The sequence below is a fragment of the Xylophilus sp. GOD-11R genome (genome assembly GCF_033546935.1).
GTDB lineage: Bacteria > Pseudomonadota > Gammaproteobacteria > Burkholderiales > Burkholderiaceae_C > Xylophilus.
In genome coordinates this window covers 4,499,500-4,513,822 of the sequence record NZ_CP137854.1, presented here as the reverse complement: position 1 = coordinate 4,513,822, position 14,323 = coordinate 4,499,500, and the positions used below count along the sequence as shown (strand labels likewise).

The following is a 14,323-nucleotide window of genomic DNA, read 5'->3' as shown; positions in this document are numbered from 1 at the left end:
GCGACAGCCTCAGGCCGGAGAAGCGGCCTGCGCCAGCGCCAGCCCGGCCAGCCGGGCGGTGGCCAGCAGTCGCTCGAGGCTCTGGCCATGCCGAGCGCTGGCCGACAGGCCGGCCATGGTGGTGCTGACGAAATCGGCCAGCCGGTCGGCGTCGTCCGGTCGGCGCTCGGCGATGAAATCGCGGATGGCGCCCTGCGCCGCGACATGGAACACGCCGGCCGCCTCGCGCGCCTCGGCATCGACGCAGCGCGTGCCCTCCAGCACCAGGCAGCCGGTGGCGGCCGGGTCGGCGGCGTAGAGGCGGGCGGACTCCTCCAGCAGTTCGGCCAGCGATTCGGCCAGCGGGCGGTCGCCCCGCAGGATGCGCGACAGCGGCACTGCGCCGTTGGCGGCGTAGCGATCGAGGATGCGCGCATACAGCCCGGCCTTGCTGCCGAAGGCCGCGTAGAAGCTTGGTGGATTGATGCCGAGCGCCCGGGTGAGGTCGGCCACGCTGACCGCGTCGTAACCCCGGGAATGGAACAGCTGCTGGGCGGTCGCGACCGCTTCGTCGGCGTCGAAACGACGCGGGCGGCCGCGCGGTCGTGAAATTTCTGTAGTCATGATTACAAAACGCTTGACAGGTGCTGGGGTGGATTATGTACGATACGCTACATTAATCCTGAGGAGTAGCCATGTCGGCAGTGTTCAAAGACAAATCGGTTTTGGTGCTCGGCGGCAGCCGAGGCATCGGCGCGGCGATCGTGCGGCGTTTCGCGGCCGACGGCGCGCGTGTCGCTTTCACCTATTCGGGCTCGGCCGATGCAGCCCAGGCCCTGGCCGCCGAAACCGGCAGCACCGCGCACCGAACCGACAGCGCCGACCGCGATGCGGTGATCGCCCGGGTGCGCGACAGCGGCCCGCTCGATGTGCTGGTGGTCAATGCCGGCGTCGCGATCTTCGGCGACGCGCTCGAGCAGGATCCGGACGCGGTCGACCGCCTGTTCCGCATCAACGTGCAGTCGCCCTATCACGCATCGGTGGAAGCGGCGCGGCAGATGCCCGAGGGCGGCCGGATCATCGTGATCGGCTCGGTCAACGGCGACCGCATGCCGGTGCCGGGCATGGCGTCGTATGCGCTGAGCAAGTCGGCGCTGCAAGGCATGGCGCGCGGACTGGCACGTGACTTCGGTCCGCGCGGCATCACCGTCAACATCGTGCAGCCCGGCCCGATCCACACCGACATGAACGACGAGAACGGTCCGATGAAGGACCTGATGCACAGCTTCATGGCGATCAAGCGCCACGGCCGGCCCGAGGAAGTGGCCGCCATGGTGGCCTGGCTGGCCGGGCCGGACGCCGGCTTCGTCACCGGGGCGATGCACACGATCGACGGCGGCTTCGGCGCCTGATGCCCGCACCGGCCGGCGCTCAGTCGGGCGTGGGGCCGGGAACGACGATGGATTCGCCGATCGCGTAGTACTGGCCGCCGGCGATGTAGTGCAGGCTGCGCAATTCCGGCGGCGCGCTGTCGAAATGCCAGTGGCCATCGGCGAACACGCGGCTGTCGGCCCACGCATGGGTGACCTCGCCGATGAACAGGTCGTAGGCCTGCTGGTTGTGCGGCTCGGGCACCAGGCGGCAGGCCAGCCAGGCCGAGCAACCGACAACCAGCGGCTGGTCGACGCCATGCATGTCGAACAGTTCCACGCCGGCTTCCTGCAGCTTCTGCGGCCGGTCGTGCAGGCTGGCGGTGCCGACGGCCTGCGCCGTCCTCGCCTGGGCGACGGTCGGCACCTGGATCACGAAAGCGCCGCTGGCCAGCGCGAGTTCGCGGGTGCGGGTGGCCTTGTCGAGCACCACGGTCAGCTTGGGCGGCGAGAAGTCCAGCGCACAGGCCCAGGCGGCGGCCATCACGTCGTCGGTGCCGTCGTGGCGGGCGGAGACCAGCACGGTCGGGCCATGGTTGAGCAGGCGGTAGGCCTTGGGCAATGCGACGGGCTGGATGTGCGGCGGCATTCGGCGAATCCCTTTTTGCGGAAGATGGTGGGGGCGGCAGGAGCGGCGACTATGGCATCGGCGCGGACAATTCGCCCGGCGCTGCAGCGTGATCCGGCTCGGCCCACAATCCGCGCCCATGCAAGCAACCGACACCCCGTTCATCCACGACTGGCACGCGCACGTGTACTTCGACGCCGGCAGCCGCGATGCCGCCTGGGCCCTGCGCGAGGCCATCGCGGCCGAGCTGGCCGGCCTGGTCGAGATCGGCCGTTTCCACGAAAAGCCGGTGGGGCCGCACCCGATGTGGAGCTACCAGCTGGCCGTGCCCAACGCCGCCTTCGCGCAGGTCACCGCCTGGCTGGCGCTGCGCCATGGTGCGCTGGACGTATTTCTGCATCCCAACACCGGCGACGGGTTGCGCGACCACCGCGACCGCGCGCTGTGGATCGGCCGGTCGTACGGTCTGAACCTCGCGGTGTTCGGCGGCTGAAATCAGGGAGCCGGGCAGGCGCTGTCGAGGCCCGCGAAGCCGGCGATCTTCTGCAGGCTGGAGCGTTGCTCCAGGCAGGCGCGGTGCTGGGCTTCGGCGGCCTGCTGCTGCGCCAGGCGGGTGGCCTGGTCGCGTGCGGCCTGCAGTTGCGCGACCCGTTCGCGGATCTGCGGCATCACGGCGAGCGCGGCTTTTTCGCCTTCCAGGATGGCGGCGGCGCGCTGGGTGAAGTCGGCCGCGCCGATGTCGAGCACCTGCGGCCGCACGATGACGTCGGCCCGCGCCAGTTCGGCCTGGCCGAGCTTCTGTCCCATGATCGCGATCGACTGGCCGACGGTGGCCAGCATGCCGGCCGGCGTCTGGCCGCGGGCGCGGTTGGAGATGTCCACCGCCACCACCATGTCGGCGCCGAGCTGGCGGGCCGCGTCGACCGGCACCGGGCTGACCACGCCGCCGTCGACGAAGTGGAACTTGCCGATGGCCACCGGCTGGAACACGCCCGGCACGCTGCTCGACGCGCGCACCGCCTGGCCGGTGTTGCCACGGGCGAAGACGGTGCGGTCGCCGTCTTCCAGCCGGGTCGCCACCGCCACGAAAGGCTTGGGCAGCCGCTCCAGCGGCAGGCGGCGCACCTGTTCGTTGACATAGTCCTCGAGCTTCTGGCCGAGCAGCAGTCCGCCGGAGGACAGCTGCAGGTCGCGGATGCGGGTCTCGTCCAGCGCCACGGCTTTTTCCTGCAGCTCGAAGGCGTTCATGCCGCTGGCGTACAAGGCGCCGACCACGCTGCCGGCGCTGGTGCCGGCGACGACGGCGGGTGCGAAGCCGTTGGCCTCGAGCATCTTGATGACGCCGATGTGCGCGAAGCCCTTGGCCGCACCGCCGCCCAGGGCGATGCCGACCTTGATGGTGGTGGTGGGCGCCGGGGAGGCGAGGGCGGGAGTCGCCGCCGCAGTCGCCGGCGCGGCCGGCGCGGTGCTGCCGCAGGCCGACAGCAGCGCCACGGCGGCCAGCGCCGCGACGACAAACCGGGCGCGAACCGGTCGAGCGAAGCGGTTGGTGAAGGAGGTCGGGAAAGAAGGAGCCATCGGGCGCATGCCGGCAAAAAAAGGACGCTGGAGGCGAGCCGGCGAGTCTATCGGCCGGGCGACCCGGTGCTAGAGTCAACAGACAACCCCACAAGTTTCACGATGGTTACCCGATTCCAGTCTCTTCAGCCGACCGAACGTCTGTCCGATCGCGTGGCCAATGCGCTGGATGCCGAGATCCGTGCCGGTCGGCTGCTGCCCGGCGCGAAACTGCCGACCGAAGCGGAGCTGGCCGAGCAGTTCGGTGTGAGCCGCACCTCGGTGCGCGAGGCCGTGTCGCGTCTCAAGTCGCTCGGGATGGTGGATTCACGGCAAGGCAGCGGCATGTTCGTGCGCGAGGGCGGACTGCCCCCGCTGAGCTTCGACAGCCGGCTGACCAGTTCGCAGGCGGCGGTGATTCAGATGGTGGAAGTGCGCCGCGCCCTCGAGGCGGAGGTCGCTGGCCTGGCGGCCGAGCGCCGCAACGCTGACGATCTGGTCCGCATCCGCTCGGCCATCGAGACGCTGGCGCAGGCCGTGCGCGCCGGTGGCAACGGCGTGGCCGAGGACCTGGCCTTCCACCGCAGCATCGCCGACGCCGCGCGCAACCCGTTCTTGCTCGACACGCTGAACTACCTCAGCCAGTACCTGCGCGGCGCCACGCGCGTCACCCGCGCCAACGAGGCCCGGCGGATCGACTTCTCGGCCCAGGTGGCCGACGAGCACCACGACATCCTGTCCGCGATCGAGGCGGGTGACCCCCTGCGGGCACGGCAGGCGGCTGCATCACACATGGACAACGCGATCCGGCGAATCCGACTGGCCGACCCCGCGTTTTGGCAACAGGAAGGCGATGCGCTGGCGCAACCGCTGGCGGGTCGGGTACGGCCGGCATAGGTCCGGGCGAGGCTCGAGAAAGGCCGGGGGAAGGCCTGCTGGCACTAGGGAAATCCCGGTAACCGATTGGTAACTCGATTTGTATGATGACCTGACTTGTTGGCCGGTGATCGCTCGCAGGGGCGTTCAGAGTCGATAGTTTGTGCCGCGGTGTCAGTCCGTGAGCGCCTCAAAACGCTCGAAGTTGTCTGGCAACCTGATCAAAACACCCGGGAGTTCCGTTTTTCATGTCCACCCCCATCCTTCTCGGCATCGCCGGGGGCAGCATCGCGCTTTTGCTGGTGCTCATCATCCGGCTCCAGGTCCATGCCTTCGTGGCGATGATGCTGGTGAGTTTCCTGGTGGCGCTGGTCGCCGGCATGCCGCTGGCCGACATCGTGCCCACGCTGATTTCCGGCATGGGCGGCACCCTCGGTTCCGTCGCCATCCTGGTGGCACTCGGCGCCATGCTGGGCAAGGTGATCGAGACCTCCGGCGGCGCCGGCAGCCTGGCCAGCCGGTTCACGCAGATCCTCGGTCCGACGCGGGTGCCGGCGGCGCTGACGGCCGCCGCGCTGGTGCTGTCCATTCCGGTCTTCTTCGATGTGGGCTTCATCATCCTCGTGCCCATCATCTACGGCTTCTGCAAGGCCGCGCGGGTCGATCCGGTCAAGTTCGGGCTGCCGGTGGCCGGCATCATGCTGGCGGTGCACGTGGTGGTGCCACCGCATCCGGGCATCGTGGGCGGGGCGGCGGTGCTCAATGCCGATGTGGGCTGGATCACGCTGATCGGCCTGGCCATCTGCGTGGTGCTGGCGGTGGTGTCGCAGTACGTCGCCGGCTGGCTCAACCGGCGCCATTACGACATGCTGCCGACGACGCGCGAACAGTTCGAGGCGTTCGACGCGGGCGACGTGAAGGGCAAGCTGGCCGCGCCGGGCGTGGGCGTGGTGCTCACGCTGATCCTCGTGCCGCTGCTGCTGATCATGATCGGCACGACCGGCGCCACGCTGCTGCCCAAGGGCGATCCGGTGCGCAACGCGATGGGCTTCATCGGCTCGCCGGTCTTCGCGCTGATGGTCGCCATCGGCCTGTCGTTCTGGCTCATCGCCCGGGGCCAGGGCTGGTCGAAGGAGCGCACCAACGAGGTCATGGAGTCGGCGCTGCCGCCGGCGGCCACCGTGATCCTGGTGACCGGCGCGGGCGGCGTCTTCGCCAAGGTGCTGACGGCCACCGGCATCGGCGCGGCGCTGTCGAGCAGCATCACCGCCATGCACCTGCCCTTGATTCTTGCCGGCTTCGTGATCTCACTGGCGCTGCGGGCCGCGCAGGGCTCGGCGACGGTCGCCATCCTCACGACCTGCGGCCTGCTCGGCTCGGCCATCGCCGGCGGCGGCTACAGCGCGGTGCAGGTGGCGCTGCTGACGGTGGCCATCGGCTTCGGCGGCCTGGGCCTTTCGCATGTGAACGACTCCGGTTTCTGGATCGTCACCCGCTACCTCGGCCTGAGCGTGGGCGACGGCCTGCGCAGCTGGACGGTACTGACCACGATCCTGGGTGTCTGCGGTTTCCTGCTGACGTCCCTCCTGTGGGTGCTGGTGACCTGAGCGACCCGACCCCTTGCTGCGGTAACGCCGGCTCCAGCCGGCGCTGCCGTTTTTCCCGTTTCATCCCTCCCTTTTCCACGGAATCTCTTCATCCATGACCTCCAAGAATGTCGGCGTGATCGGTCTCGGCGCCATGGGCCTCGGTATCGCCAAGACCCTGCGCAACAACGGTTTCAACGTGCATGTCTGCGACGTGCGTCCCGGTGCGGCCCAGGCCTTCGCGGCCGAGGGCGGCGTGGCGATGGCCTCGCCGGCCGAGCTGGCCGGCGCCTGCCCGGTGCTGGTGTCGGTGGTGGTGAACGCGGCGCAGACCGAAGCGGTGCTGTTCGGCGAGAACGGCGCCGCCGCCGCGATGCCCGCCGGCAGCACCTTCGTCATGTGCTCGACGGTGGACCCCAACTGGTCGATCGCGCTGGAAGCCCGGCTCGAGCAGCAGGGCGTGCTGTATGTGGACGGCCCGATCTCCGGCGGCGCCGCCAAGGCCGCCTCGGGCGCCATGACCATGATGACCTCGGCGAAGCCCGCCGCCTACGCCGCTGCCGGCCACGTGCTGGACGCCATGGCCGGCAAGGTCTATCGGCTGGGCGACGCCGCCGGCGCGGGCAGCAAGGTCAAGATCATCAACCAGCTGCTGGCGGGTGTGCACATCGCCGCGGCGGCCGAGGCCATGGCGCTGGGGCTGCGCGAAGGCGTGGCGCCCGAGGGCCTGTACGAGGTCATCACCAACAGCGCCGGCAACAGTTGGATGTTCGAGAACCGCATGGCGCACGTGCTGGCCGCCGACTACACGCCGCTGTCGGCCGTGGACATCTTCGTGAAGGACCTGGGGTTGGTGCTCGACACCGCGCGCGCCAGCAAGTTCCCGCTGCCGCTGGCCTCCACCGCGCACCAGATGTTCATGCAGGCCTCGACGGCCGGCTACGCCAAGGAAGACGACAGCGCCGTCATCAAGATCTTCCCCGGCATCACCCTGCCCACGGGCGCCACCAGGAAGGACTGACACGCCATGGCCTCCATCCGCCTCGGCTGCATCGCCGACGACTTCACCGGCGCGACCGATCTCGCCAACAACCTGGTGCGCGCGGGTATGCGCGTGGTGCAGACCATCGGCATCCCGGCGGGCCCGCTGGCCGCCGACGTGGACTGCGTGGTCGTGGCGCTCAAGTCGCGCACCATCGCGCCGGCCGACGCCATCGCGCAGTCGCTGGCCGCGCTGTCCTGGCTGCAGGCACAGGGCGCCGAGCAGATCTACTTCAAGTACTGCTCCACCTTCGACAGCACCGCGGCCGGCAACATCGGCCCGGTGGCCGAGGCGCTGATGCAGGCGATGGGCACCGACTTCACCATCGCCACGCCCGCCTTCCCGGACAACAAGCGCACGGTGTTCAAGGGCTATCTCTTCGTCGGCGACGTGCTGCTCGACGAGAGCGGCATGCAGAACCATCCGCTCACGCCGATGACCGACCCCAACCTGGTGCGGGTGCTGCAGAGCCAGAGCACGAAGCAGGTCGGCCTGATCGACCATGCGGTCGTCGCGCGCGGCGCCGACGCGGTGACGGCGCGCATTGCCGAGCTGCGGGCGCAGGGCTTCGGCATGGCGGTGGTCGACGCCGTCTCCAACGACGACCTGCTGCGCATGGGCCCGGCGCTGGCCGCGCTGCCGCTGCTGACGGCGGGCTCGGGCGTGGCGATCGGCCTGCCGGCCAATTTCGGCATCGCGCCGTCGGCGCAGGCCAGCCAGCTGCCGGCCGCCGGTGGCCTGCGGGCGGTGGTCTCGGGCAGCTGCTCGCTGGCGACCAACCGGCAGGTGATGAACTTCATCCAGTCCGGCCGGCCCGCCATGGCGATCGACCCGCTGCGCATCGCTGCCGGCGTGGACGTGACGGCCGAGGTGCTGGCCTGGGCCGTGCCCTTGCTGCAGGACGGCCCGGTGCTGGTGTATTCCACCGCCGAGTCCGGCGCGATCAAGGCGGTGCAGGCGCGGCTGGGCGTGGAAGAGGCCGGCGCGATGGTCGAGCGCACCATCGCCGCCATCGCCCGCGGGCTGGTCGAGGCCGGTGTGCGCCAGCTCGTGGTGGCCGGCGGCGAAACCTCGGGCGCCTGCGTGCAGGCGCTCGGCGTGACGCAGATGCAGATCGGCCCGCAGATCGACCCCGGCGTGCCCTGGACCCATGTGCTGGCCGATGCCGCCGGCGGCGCCGGGGTGCATGTCACGCTGAAGTCCGGCAACTTCGGCACCGACGACTTCTTCACCAAGGCCTTCGGGGTGCTGGCGTGACGGCACTCACCGAAAGCCGGGCGCGCGAGGAGATCTGCCGCGTCGGCCGCAGCCTCTTCGAGCGCGGCTATGTGCACGCCACGGCCGGCAACATCAGCGTGCGGCTGGACGACGGCTTTCTCATCACGCCGACCGACGCCTGCCTGGGCTTGCTCGACCCGGCGCGGCTGGCGCGGCTCGATGCGCAGGGCCGCCAGCTCTCGGGCGACAGGGGCAGCAAGACGATCGCCCTGCATACGCGCATCTACCGCGCGGCCGGGCGATTCGACCCCGCTACCGCCTGCGTCATCCACACCCACAGCACGCATTGCGTGGCGCTCACGCTGGGGGACGAGACGTCGCAACTGCTGCCGGCCCTCACGCCGTACTTCGTCATGAAGGTCGGCCACGTGCCGGTGATTCCCTACCACCGGCCCGGCGCCACCGAGGCCGCCGACGCGGTGGCCGCCGCCATCGAACATCATGGCGACGCGGGCACGCCGATCCGCGCGGTCATGCTCGCGCGGCTCGGCCCCAATGTCTGGCACGAGTCGCCGGCCGCCGCCATGGCGGTGCTGGAGGAGCTCGAAGAGACCGCGCGCCTGCGCACCCTCGTGCCGGCCGCCACGCCGCTGCCCGACGACACCATCGAAGAACTGCGCCGCACTTTCGGTGCGCGCTGGTAGATCCAGAACCAACAGAAGCGAGACCGACACCATGCCCCGTTTTGCCGCCAACCTCTCCATGCTCTATCCGGAGCTGGACTTCATGGACCGTTTCGAAGCCGCCGCCCGCGATGGTTTTCAGGGCGTGGAATACCTATTCCCCTACGCCTGGCAGGCCGACGACATCGCCGCCCATCTCCGGGCCAACAAGCTGCAGCAGGTGCTGTTCAACGCCCCGCCCGGTGACTGGGACCGGGGCGAGCGCGGCCTGGCCTGCCTGCCCGGACGCGAGCAGGAATTCCGCAAGGCCATCGCCCGCGCCATGGAATACGCAGTCGCCCTGGACTGCCCCCGCGTGCATGTGATGGCCGGCCTGCTGCCCGAGGGCAAGACGGTCGCCGACGTGCAGCCGCTCTACATCGACAACCTGCGCTGGGCCGCCGCCGAGGCCGCCAAGGTGGGGCGCGATCTGCTGATCGAGCCGATCAACGGCCGCGACATGCCCGGCTTCTTCCTCAGCCGCCAGGACCAGGCGCACGCCATCGTCGAGGCCGTGAGCGCGAGCAACCTCAAGGTGCAGTTCGACCTCTATCACTGCCAGATCGTCGAAGGCGATGTCGCCATGAAGCTGCGCCGCTACCTGCCCACCGGACGCGTGGGGCATCTGCAGATCGCCGGCGTGCCGATGCGGCACGAACCCGATCTGGGCGAGCTGCACCACCCCTACCTGTTCGAGGTGATCGACGAGGTCTCGGCGGCCACCGGCTGGGACGGCTGGGTCGGCTGCGAATACCGCCCCGCCCGCGGCGCGGTGCCCAACGGCACCTCCGACGGCCTGGGCTGGATGCGCGGCCCGGCCCGCTAGCGCCGGCTGCGCCCCAGCGCCCGCGCCGCCTCGATGGCCAGCGGCGCGAAGCGCTGGGTGAAGGAGTCGGCCGTCCATTCCGAGCAGGAGCCGGCGATGTGGACCGCCGCGATCGGCACGTCGTCCGCATCGAGGATGGCGCAGCCCAGGGCGATCTCACCCAGGATGCTTTCTTCCAGGCACAGGCTGTAGTTGAGCTGCCGCGCCTCGGCGACCTTCTGCTTGATCGCCTTCTTGTCGGTCACCGTCTTGGGGGTGATGGCGACGAGGTCCGAACGGTCCAGGATGTCGTCGACCCGCTCGTCCGCCAGGAAGGACATGACCGCGCGGCCGCCCGACGAACAGTAGGTGGGAATGCGCCGGCCCACCAGCGTGGCGAAGAAGGTTTCCCGCTTGCTCTGCCGGCGCAGGGCGTAAATGATCGACAGGTCGTCGAACAGGCTCAGGTCGACGCGTTCTCCGGTCTCGCGCTGCAGGTCCGCCAGGATCGGCGTGGCGCGCTCCACCAGCGGCGTGGTGTTGAGGAAGTCGAATGTGCGGTCGAGCAGCTTCTTGCCCAGCACGATGCCACGGCCGTTGGGGCCTTTCTCCAGGTAGCCGAGCAGGGTCAGCGTGTGGGCGATGCGCTGGGCGGTACTGCGATCCATGTCGGCGCGCTCGGCCAGCTCGTTGAGGCTCAGCGGCTCCTGGCGCGAGCCCAGTGCTTCAAGCACCGCCATGGCCTTGGCGATGGACTGCACGAACAGGTTGTCGGTGGGCGGCATCTTGTCTTCCTTTCGAATTCGACCCCGTCTGACCAGAGACGGGCATGGATCATGCTAACCCAATCGAAATTCGGACATATTCGATTGCAATGCATTCAATGTGTATTGCATAGAAATACAGTAGTCCGGACTGGAGCTCGTCACCGTACCGGGCGGCCCGCAGGTCGATGAAACGTTTTTCTTAAAGCAGGGAGTAGTTGCACCATGAAGATGAAGTTGAAGTTGGTCGCCTTGTCGGCGCTTTTCGCCACCGGCGCCATGGCGCAGTCGTCGGTCACCATTTACGGTGTTGTCGACGCGGGTGTCGCCTCGGTCAAGAACACCGGCACCGGCCGTGTCACCGGCCTGATCACCGGCGGCAACACCGTGAGCCGACTCGGCTTTCGCGGGGTCGAAGACCTTGGCGGCGGGCTGGCGGCGAGCTTCGTGCTCGAAGGCGCGCTGAACAACGACGTGGGCGGCGGTGCCACCCAGACGACCGGCCTCGACTTCCAGCGTCGTTCCACGGTCAGCCTGTCGAACGCCTTCGGTGAACTGCGCCTGGGCCGCGACTTCCTGGCCCACTACCACTCCAACTACCTGTTCGACGTGACCGCCAACCGTGGCCTGGCGCAGATCGAGGTGTTCAGCCTGGGCCGCGCCGGCGTGTCGACCGCCAACGGCTTTCGAACCGGCAACTCGGTGTCGTACTTCCTGCCGGCCACGCTCGGCGGCGTCTATGGCCAGCTCCAGTACGCGTTCAGCGAAGTCAATTCCCGTCGCGATGCGATCACCGGACCCGATGGCCTGAGCACCAGCGCCGCCAACGCCGCGACCGACAAGACCGGCAGCTACATGGGCGGGCGCCTGGGTTACCTGGGCCGTGGCGTCAATGTCGCCGTGTCCTATGCCCAGTGGTCCGATGCGGTCCGCACCGTGGGTGCCTCTTCCTATGCCGACGACTACAAGATCGCCAACCTCGGCGCGTCGTACGACTTCGGCTTCATCAAGCCGATGGCCTTCGTGCAGAACGAGAAGATGGGCGGGCAGGGAGCCATCCAGAAGTTCGAGTTCAACACCTATTCCGTGGGCGCGACCGCGCCGGTGGGCGCCGGCCTGATCCGCGTGCAGGCTTCGCGCTACGACCAGAAGTCGAGCACCGCCGACGCCAGCAAGTTCTCGGCCGAATACATCTACAACCTGTCGGTGCGCACCTCGATCTACACCGAGGTCGCACGCATCTCGAACCAGGGTAGCGGCGCTTATTCGCTGCTGGGCGGCGTGGGTGGCCTGTCGTCGGCAGCGCCGACCGGCGGTGGCAAGTCGACCGGCTTCGCCGTCGGCCTGAAGCACACCTTCTGATCGGATTCGCGAGCGGCCTCCAAGGGCCTTTTGAAACGGGCAGGCAACCGTGAGGTGCCTGCCCGTTTTTTTTGGATCAGACGCGCACCGCCTGGCGGGCCAGCAGCTTCCACTGGCCGCCCTGCTTCTGCCACACGGCCAGGATCTTGATCATCACCTTGCCCGGTTTGCCCGAGTCGTTGGTGTCGGCCGTCAGGGTGTGGCGCACGATGGCGGTGGTGGCGTCGACCACCTTGATCGTCTGGTCGGTGATGGCGATGGTGACGAAGTCGGAGTTGCCGGCGAGCAGGTCGGAGATGAAGCTCGCCTGGGTGTCGACCCGGCCACCGGAATGGCCGTAGCTGAGGTCGGTGGCGGTGAGATCGTTGAGCGCCGGGCCGGTCGGGTCGACCATGGCCAGTCGCAGCTTTTCGGCGGCGGCCGCGACGTCGGCCTGCGCACTCGGCCCCGGCATGCCGGGCTGCGATGCGCAGCCGGCGAACAGTGCCGCGGCGGCGACGGCGATCAGGAGATTGCGGACGATCATGTGTTTGCCTCTTTGCTTGTTGTGATGGAAAACGGACGAAACAGATTCAGCGCACCACCATGAACATGGAGGGCAGCCAGGTGGAGAACACGGGCACGAACGTGACCAGCATCAGTGCGAACACCAGTGCCCCATAGAAGGGCCAGATGGTGCGCATGACGGCGCCCACCGACACACCGCCGATGGCGCAGCCGACGAACTGGGTGGTGCCGACCGGCGGGGTGTTGAGGCCGAGCGCGCAGTTGATCAGCATCACGATGCCGAACTGCACCGAGCTCATGCCGTAGTGCTGCGCGATCGGCAGGAAGATCGGCGTGCACAGCAGGATGGTCGCGGCCATGTCCAGGAAGGTGCCGAGCACGAACAGGATCACGTTGATCAGCAGGAAGATCACCCACGGCGTGCTGGTGACCTGCGAGAGCATCTGGCCGGTGAGCTCGGCCACGCCGTAGAGGCTGATCAGGTAGCCGAAGGTGCTGGAGATGCCGATCAGCAGCAGGATCACCCCGGTGGTGCGCACCGCCTTCATCGCCGCCTTCAGAAAGTGCTCCCACTTGAGCGTGCGATAGAGAAACACGGTCAGCGCCAGCGCATAGAGCACCGCCACGGCCGCCGACTCGGTGGCGGTGAACACGCCCGACAGGATGCCGCCCAGGATCAGCACCACGATGAACAGCCCCGGCAGGGCGGCGGCGAACGAGCGCGCCACGATGTGCCAGCCGGGAAAGCTGCCGGCCGGATAGCCCCGGTGAACCGCCACGAAATAGGCGGCGGCCAGGTTGCTGATGGTCAGCACCAGGGCGGGCACCAGCGCGGCCAGGATCAGGGCCGCGATCGACACCTTTCCGCCCGCGGCCAGCGAATAGATGATGAGGTTGTGGCTGGTCGGCATGAGCGCGCCGACCAGTGCGGCATGGGTCGTCACGTTGACCGCGTAGTCGGCGTGGTAGCCCTCTTTCTTCATCATCGGAATCATCACCGCGCCCATCGCCGACACGTCCGCCACCGGCGAGCCGGACACGCCGCCGAACAGCGTGCAGGCCACCACGTTGGACATGCCGAGGCCGCCGCGCACATGGCCGACCAAGTCGCGGGCGAAAGTGACGATGCGGTCGGCGATGCCGCCATAGAGCATCAGCTCACCGGCGAAGATGAAGAAGGGAATCGCCAGGAACGAGAACACGCCCATGCCCGAGGTCATCTGCTGGAAACCCACCTCCAGCGGCAGGCCTTCGTAGAGCAGCGTGGCCAGGGCCGACAGCCCGATCGAGAACGCCACCGGCACGCCCAGCAGCAGGAACAGCGTGAACGACACGCTCAGGATGAGAAGAGGGACGGTCATGGCTTGGGATGGTTGAAGCTGGGTTCCACTTCGCGTCCGCGCGCCAGGGCGATGACGTGTTCGATGGAGAACATCGCGATCAGCACGCCGGCGATGGTGGCCGGCACGTACTTCCAGCCTTCCGAAAGCGGCAGGGTGGGCAGCCGGTAGTCCCAGACCGAGACGGCCAGCGAAGCGCAGCCCCAGGCCATGGCCACGCCGAAGACCAGCACCAGGGCGTGGATCAGGTATTCCATGCGGGTGCGCAACCAGTCGGGCGCCAGCACCAGGAAGGATTCCAGCCCGATATGGCCGGCGTCGCGCACGCCCACGGCCACGCCGAACATGGTGACGTAGAGCACCAGCAGCAGCGCCAGGCTTTCGGCCCAGGTCGGCGTGCTGTTGAGCACGTAGCGGCCGAATACCTGCCAGCTGACGGCGCAGATCAGGCCCACCAGGCCGATGACGCCCAGCCACATGCAGCCGCGGGCGAGCGCGCGGCAGAGACGGGAATACATGTTGTCAGGCTCCGATGGGATGTCGTTGACGGACGGCGCCGCGAGTCGC

The 14,323-nt window shown here is 68.5% G+C and carries 16 protein-coding genes; 9 read left to right on the top strand and 7 right to left on the bottom strand.

Annotation, left to right across the window (positions count from 1 at the left end):
- Window positions 1-9: 9 nt before the first annotated feature.
- Window positions 10-603 carry a TetR/AcrR family transcriptional regulator gene (locus R9X41_RS20710; protein WP_318632329.1) on the bottom strand — a complete coding sequence of 198 codons (594 nt, stop codon included), beginning with the start codon at window positions 601-603 and terminating at the stop codon, window positions 10-12.
- Between the two features lie 71 nt (window positions 604-674).
- Between R9X41_RS20710 and bdcA the strand changes: the two genes are divergently transcribed.
- The gene (gene bdcA / locus R9X41_RS20705; RefSeq protein ID WP_318632328.1) at window positions 675-1,391 is read left to right on the top strand and encodes an SDR family oxidoreductase; all 717 of its coding nucleotides are present in this window, start codon (window positions 675-677) and stop codon (window positions 1,389-1,391) included.
- Between the two features lie 19 nt (window positions 1,392-1,410).
- Here bdcA and R9X41_RS20700 read toward each other — a convergent pair whose 3' ends face one another.
- Complete coding sequence (locus R9X41_RS20700; protein WP_318632327.1) at window positions 1,411-1,998, bottom strand: flavin reductase family protein; 588 nt, start codon at window positions 1,996-1,998, stop codon at window positions 1,411-1,413.
- A gap of 118 nt (window positions 1,999-2,116) precedes the next feature.
- Here R9X41_RS20700 and R9X41_RS20695 point away from each other — a divergent pair, with 118 nt between their 5' ends.
- Window positions 2,117-2,470 carry a DOPA 4,5-dioxygenase family protein gene (locus R9X41_RS20695; RefSeq protein ID WP_318632326.1) on the top strand — a complete coding sequence of 118 codons (354 nt, stop codon included), beginning with the start codon at window positions 2,117-2,119 and terminating at the stop codon, window positions 2,468-2,470.
- A gap of 2 nt (window positions 2,471-2,472) precedes the next feature.
- Here R9X41_RS20695 and R9X41_RS20690 read toward each other — a convergent pair whose 3' ends face one another.
- Complete coding sequence (locus tag R9X41_RS20690; protein WP_318632325.1) at window positions 2,473-3,555, bottom strand: patatin-like phospholipase family protein; 1,083 nt, start codon at window positions 3,553-3,555, stop codon at window positions 2,473-2,475.
- 102 nt (window positions 3,556-3,657) lie between these two features.
- On the opposite strand from R9X41_RS20690, the gene R9X41_RS20685 reads away from it, so the two are divergent.
- The 6 genes from R9X41_RS20685 (at window position 3,658) to otnI (ending at window position 9,804) form a co-directional block, all read left to right on the top strand.
- A complete protein-coding gene (locus R9X41_RS20685; protein ID WP_318632324.1) occupies window positions 3,658-4,431 on the top strand; it encodes a FadR/GntR family transcriptional regulator in 774 nt (257 codons plus the stop codon).
- 227 nt (window positions 4,432-4,658) lie between these two features.
- Entirely contained in the window at window positions 4,659-6,017 is a 1,359-nt protein-coding gene (locus R9X41_RS20680) for a GntP family transporter (RefSeq protein WP_318632323.1), read from the top strand.
- A 94-nt stretch (window positions 6,018-6,111) separates the two neighbouring features.
- Window positions 6,112-7,017 carry an L-threonate dehydrogenase gene (gene ltnD / locus R9X41_RS20675; RefSeq protein ID WP_318632322.1) on the top strand — a complete coding sequence of 302 codons (906 nt, stop codon included), beginning with the start codon at window positions 6,112-6,114 and terminating at the stop codon, window positions 7,015-7,017.
- 6 nt (window positions 7,018-7,023) lie between these two features.
- Window positions 7,024-8,295 (top strand): 3-oxo-tetronate kinase, encoded by a 1,272-nt coding sequence (otnK, locus tag R9X41_RS20670; RefSeq protein WP_318632321.1) that lies wholly within the window; start codon window positions 7,024-7,026, stop codon window positions 8,293-8,295.
- Complete coding sequence (locus R9X41_RS20665; protein WP_318632320.1) at window positions 8,292-8,960, top strand: class II aldolase/adducin family protein; 669 nt, start codon at window positions 8,292-8,294, stop codon at window positions 8,958-8,960. The genes otnK and R9X41_RS20665 overlap by 4 nt, the downstream gene beginning before the upstream one ends.
- Window positions 8,961-8,991: 31 nt before the next feature.
- A complete protein-coding gene (gene otnI / locus R9X41_RS20660; protein WP_318632319.1) occupies window positions 8,992-9,804 on the top strand; it encodes a 2-oxo-tetronate isomerase in 813 nt (270 codons plus the stop codon).
- Here otnI and R9X41_RS20655 read toward each other — a convergent pair.
- Window positions 9,801-10,568: an IclR family transcriptional regulator gene (locus R9X41_RS20655; RefSeq protein WP_318632318.1), complete on the bottom strand. Its 768-nt coding sequence runs from the start codon at window positions 10,566-10,568 to the stop codon at window positions 9,801-9,803. The genes otnI and R9X41_RS20655 overlap by 4 nt on opposite strands.
- 204 nt (window positions 10,569-10,772) lie before the next feature.
- Between R9X41_RS20655 and R9X41_RS20650 the strand changes: the two genes are divergently transcribed.
- Window positions 10,773-11,909, top strand: coding sequence for a porin (locus R9X41_RS20650; RefSeq protein ID WP_318632317.1), 1,137 nt, complete (start codon window positions 10,773-10,775; stop codon window positions 11,907-11,909).
- Between the two features lie 76 nt (window positions 11,910-11,985).
- Here R9X41_RS20650 and R9X41_RS20645 read toward each other — a convergent pair whose 3' ends face one another.
- The 3 genes from R9X41_RS20645 to R9X41_RS20635 are packed head-to-tail and all read right to left on the bottom strand — an operon-like array spanning window position 11,986 to window position 14,274.
- Window positions 11,986-12,435 carry a nuclear transport factor 2 family protein gene (locus R9X41_RS20645; RefSeq protein ID WP_318632316.1) on the bottom strand — a complete coding sequence of 150 codons (450 nt, stop codon included), beginning with the start codon at window positions 12,433-12,435 and terminating at the stop codon, window positions 11,986-11,988.
- Window positions 12,436-12,481: 46 nt separating this feature from the next.
- Window positions 12,482-13,777, bottom strand: coding sequence for a TRAP transporter large permease (locus R9X41_RS20640; RefSeq protein ID WP_318632315.1), 1,296 nt, complete (start codon window positions 13,775-13,777; stop codon window positions 12,482-12,484).
- The gene (locus R9X41_RS20635; protein ID WP_318632314.1) at window positions 13,774-14,274 is read right to left on the bottom strand and encodes a TRAP transporter small permease; all 501 of its coding nucleotides are present in this window, start codon (window positions 14,272-14,274) and stop codon (window positions 13,774-13,776) included. The genes R9X41_RS20640 and R9X41_RS20635 overlap by 4 nt, the downstream gene beginning before the upstream one ends.
- Between the last annotated feature and the right edge of the window lie 49 nt (window positions 14,275-14,323).

Coding starts and splice junctions, on each gene's coding strand:
- R9X41_RS20710 (WP_318632329.1), bottom strand. CDS start 603: ATGACTACAGAAATTTCACGACCGCGCGGCCGCCCGCGTCGTTTCGAC.
- bdcA (WP_318632328.1), top strand. CDS start 675: ATGTCGGCAGTGTTCAAAGACAAATCGGTTTTGGTGCTCGGCGGCAGC.
- R9X41_RS20700 (WP_318632327.1), bottom strand. CDS start 1,998: ATGCCGCCGCACATCCAGCCCGTCGCATTGCCCAAGGCCTACCGCCTG.
- R9X41_RS20695 (WP_318632326.1), top strand. CDS start 2,117: ATGCAAGCAACCGACACCCCGTTCATCCACGACTGGCACGCGCACGTG.
- R9X41_RS20690 (WP_318632325.1), bottom strand. CDS start 3,555: ATGGCTCCTTCTTTCCCGACCTCCTTCACCAACCGCTTCGCTCGACCG.
- R9X41_RS20685 (WP_318632324.1), top strand. CDS start 3,658: ATGGTTACCCGATTCCAGTCTCTTCAGCCGACCGAACGTCTGTCCGAT.
- R9X41_RS20680 (WP_318632323.1), top strand. CDS start 4,659: ATGTCCACCCCCATCCTTCTCGGCATCGCCGGGGGCAGCATCGCGCTT.
- ltnD (WP_318632322.1), top strand. CDS start 6,112: ATGACCTCCAAGAATGTCGGCGTGATCGGTCTCGGCGCCATGGGCCTC.
- otnK (WP_318632321.1), top strand. CDS start 7,024: ATGGCCTCCATCCGCCTCGGCTGCATCGCCGACGACTTCACCGGCGCG.
- otnI (WP_318632319.1), top strand. CDS start 8,992: ATGCCCCGTTTTGCCGCCAACCTCTCCATGCTCTATCCGGAGCTGGAC.
- R9X41_RS20655 (WP_318632318.1), bottom strand. CDS start 10,568: ATGCCGCCCACCGACAACCTGTTCGTGCAGTCCATCGCCAAGGCCATG.
- R9X41_RS20650 (WP_318632317.1), top strand. CDS start 10,773: ATGAAGATGAAGTTGAAGTTGGTCGCCTTGTCGGCGCTTTTCGCCACC.
- R9X41_RS20645 (WP_318632316.1), bottom strand. CDS start 12,435: ATGATCGTCCGCAATCTCCTGATCGCCGTCGCCGCCGCGGCACTGTTC.
- R9X41_RS20640 (WP_318632315.1), bottom strand. CDS start 13,777: ATGACCGTCCCTCTTCTCATCCTGAGCGTGTCGTTCACGCTGTTCCTG.
- R9X41_RS20635 (WP_318632314.1), bottom strand. CDS start 14,274: ATGTATTCCCGTCTCTGCCGCGCGCTCGCCCGCGGCTGCATGTGGCTG.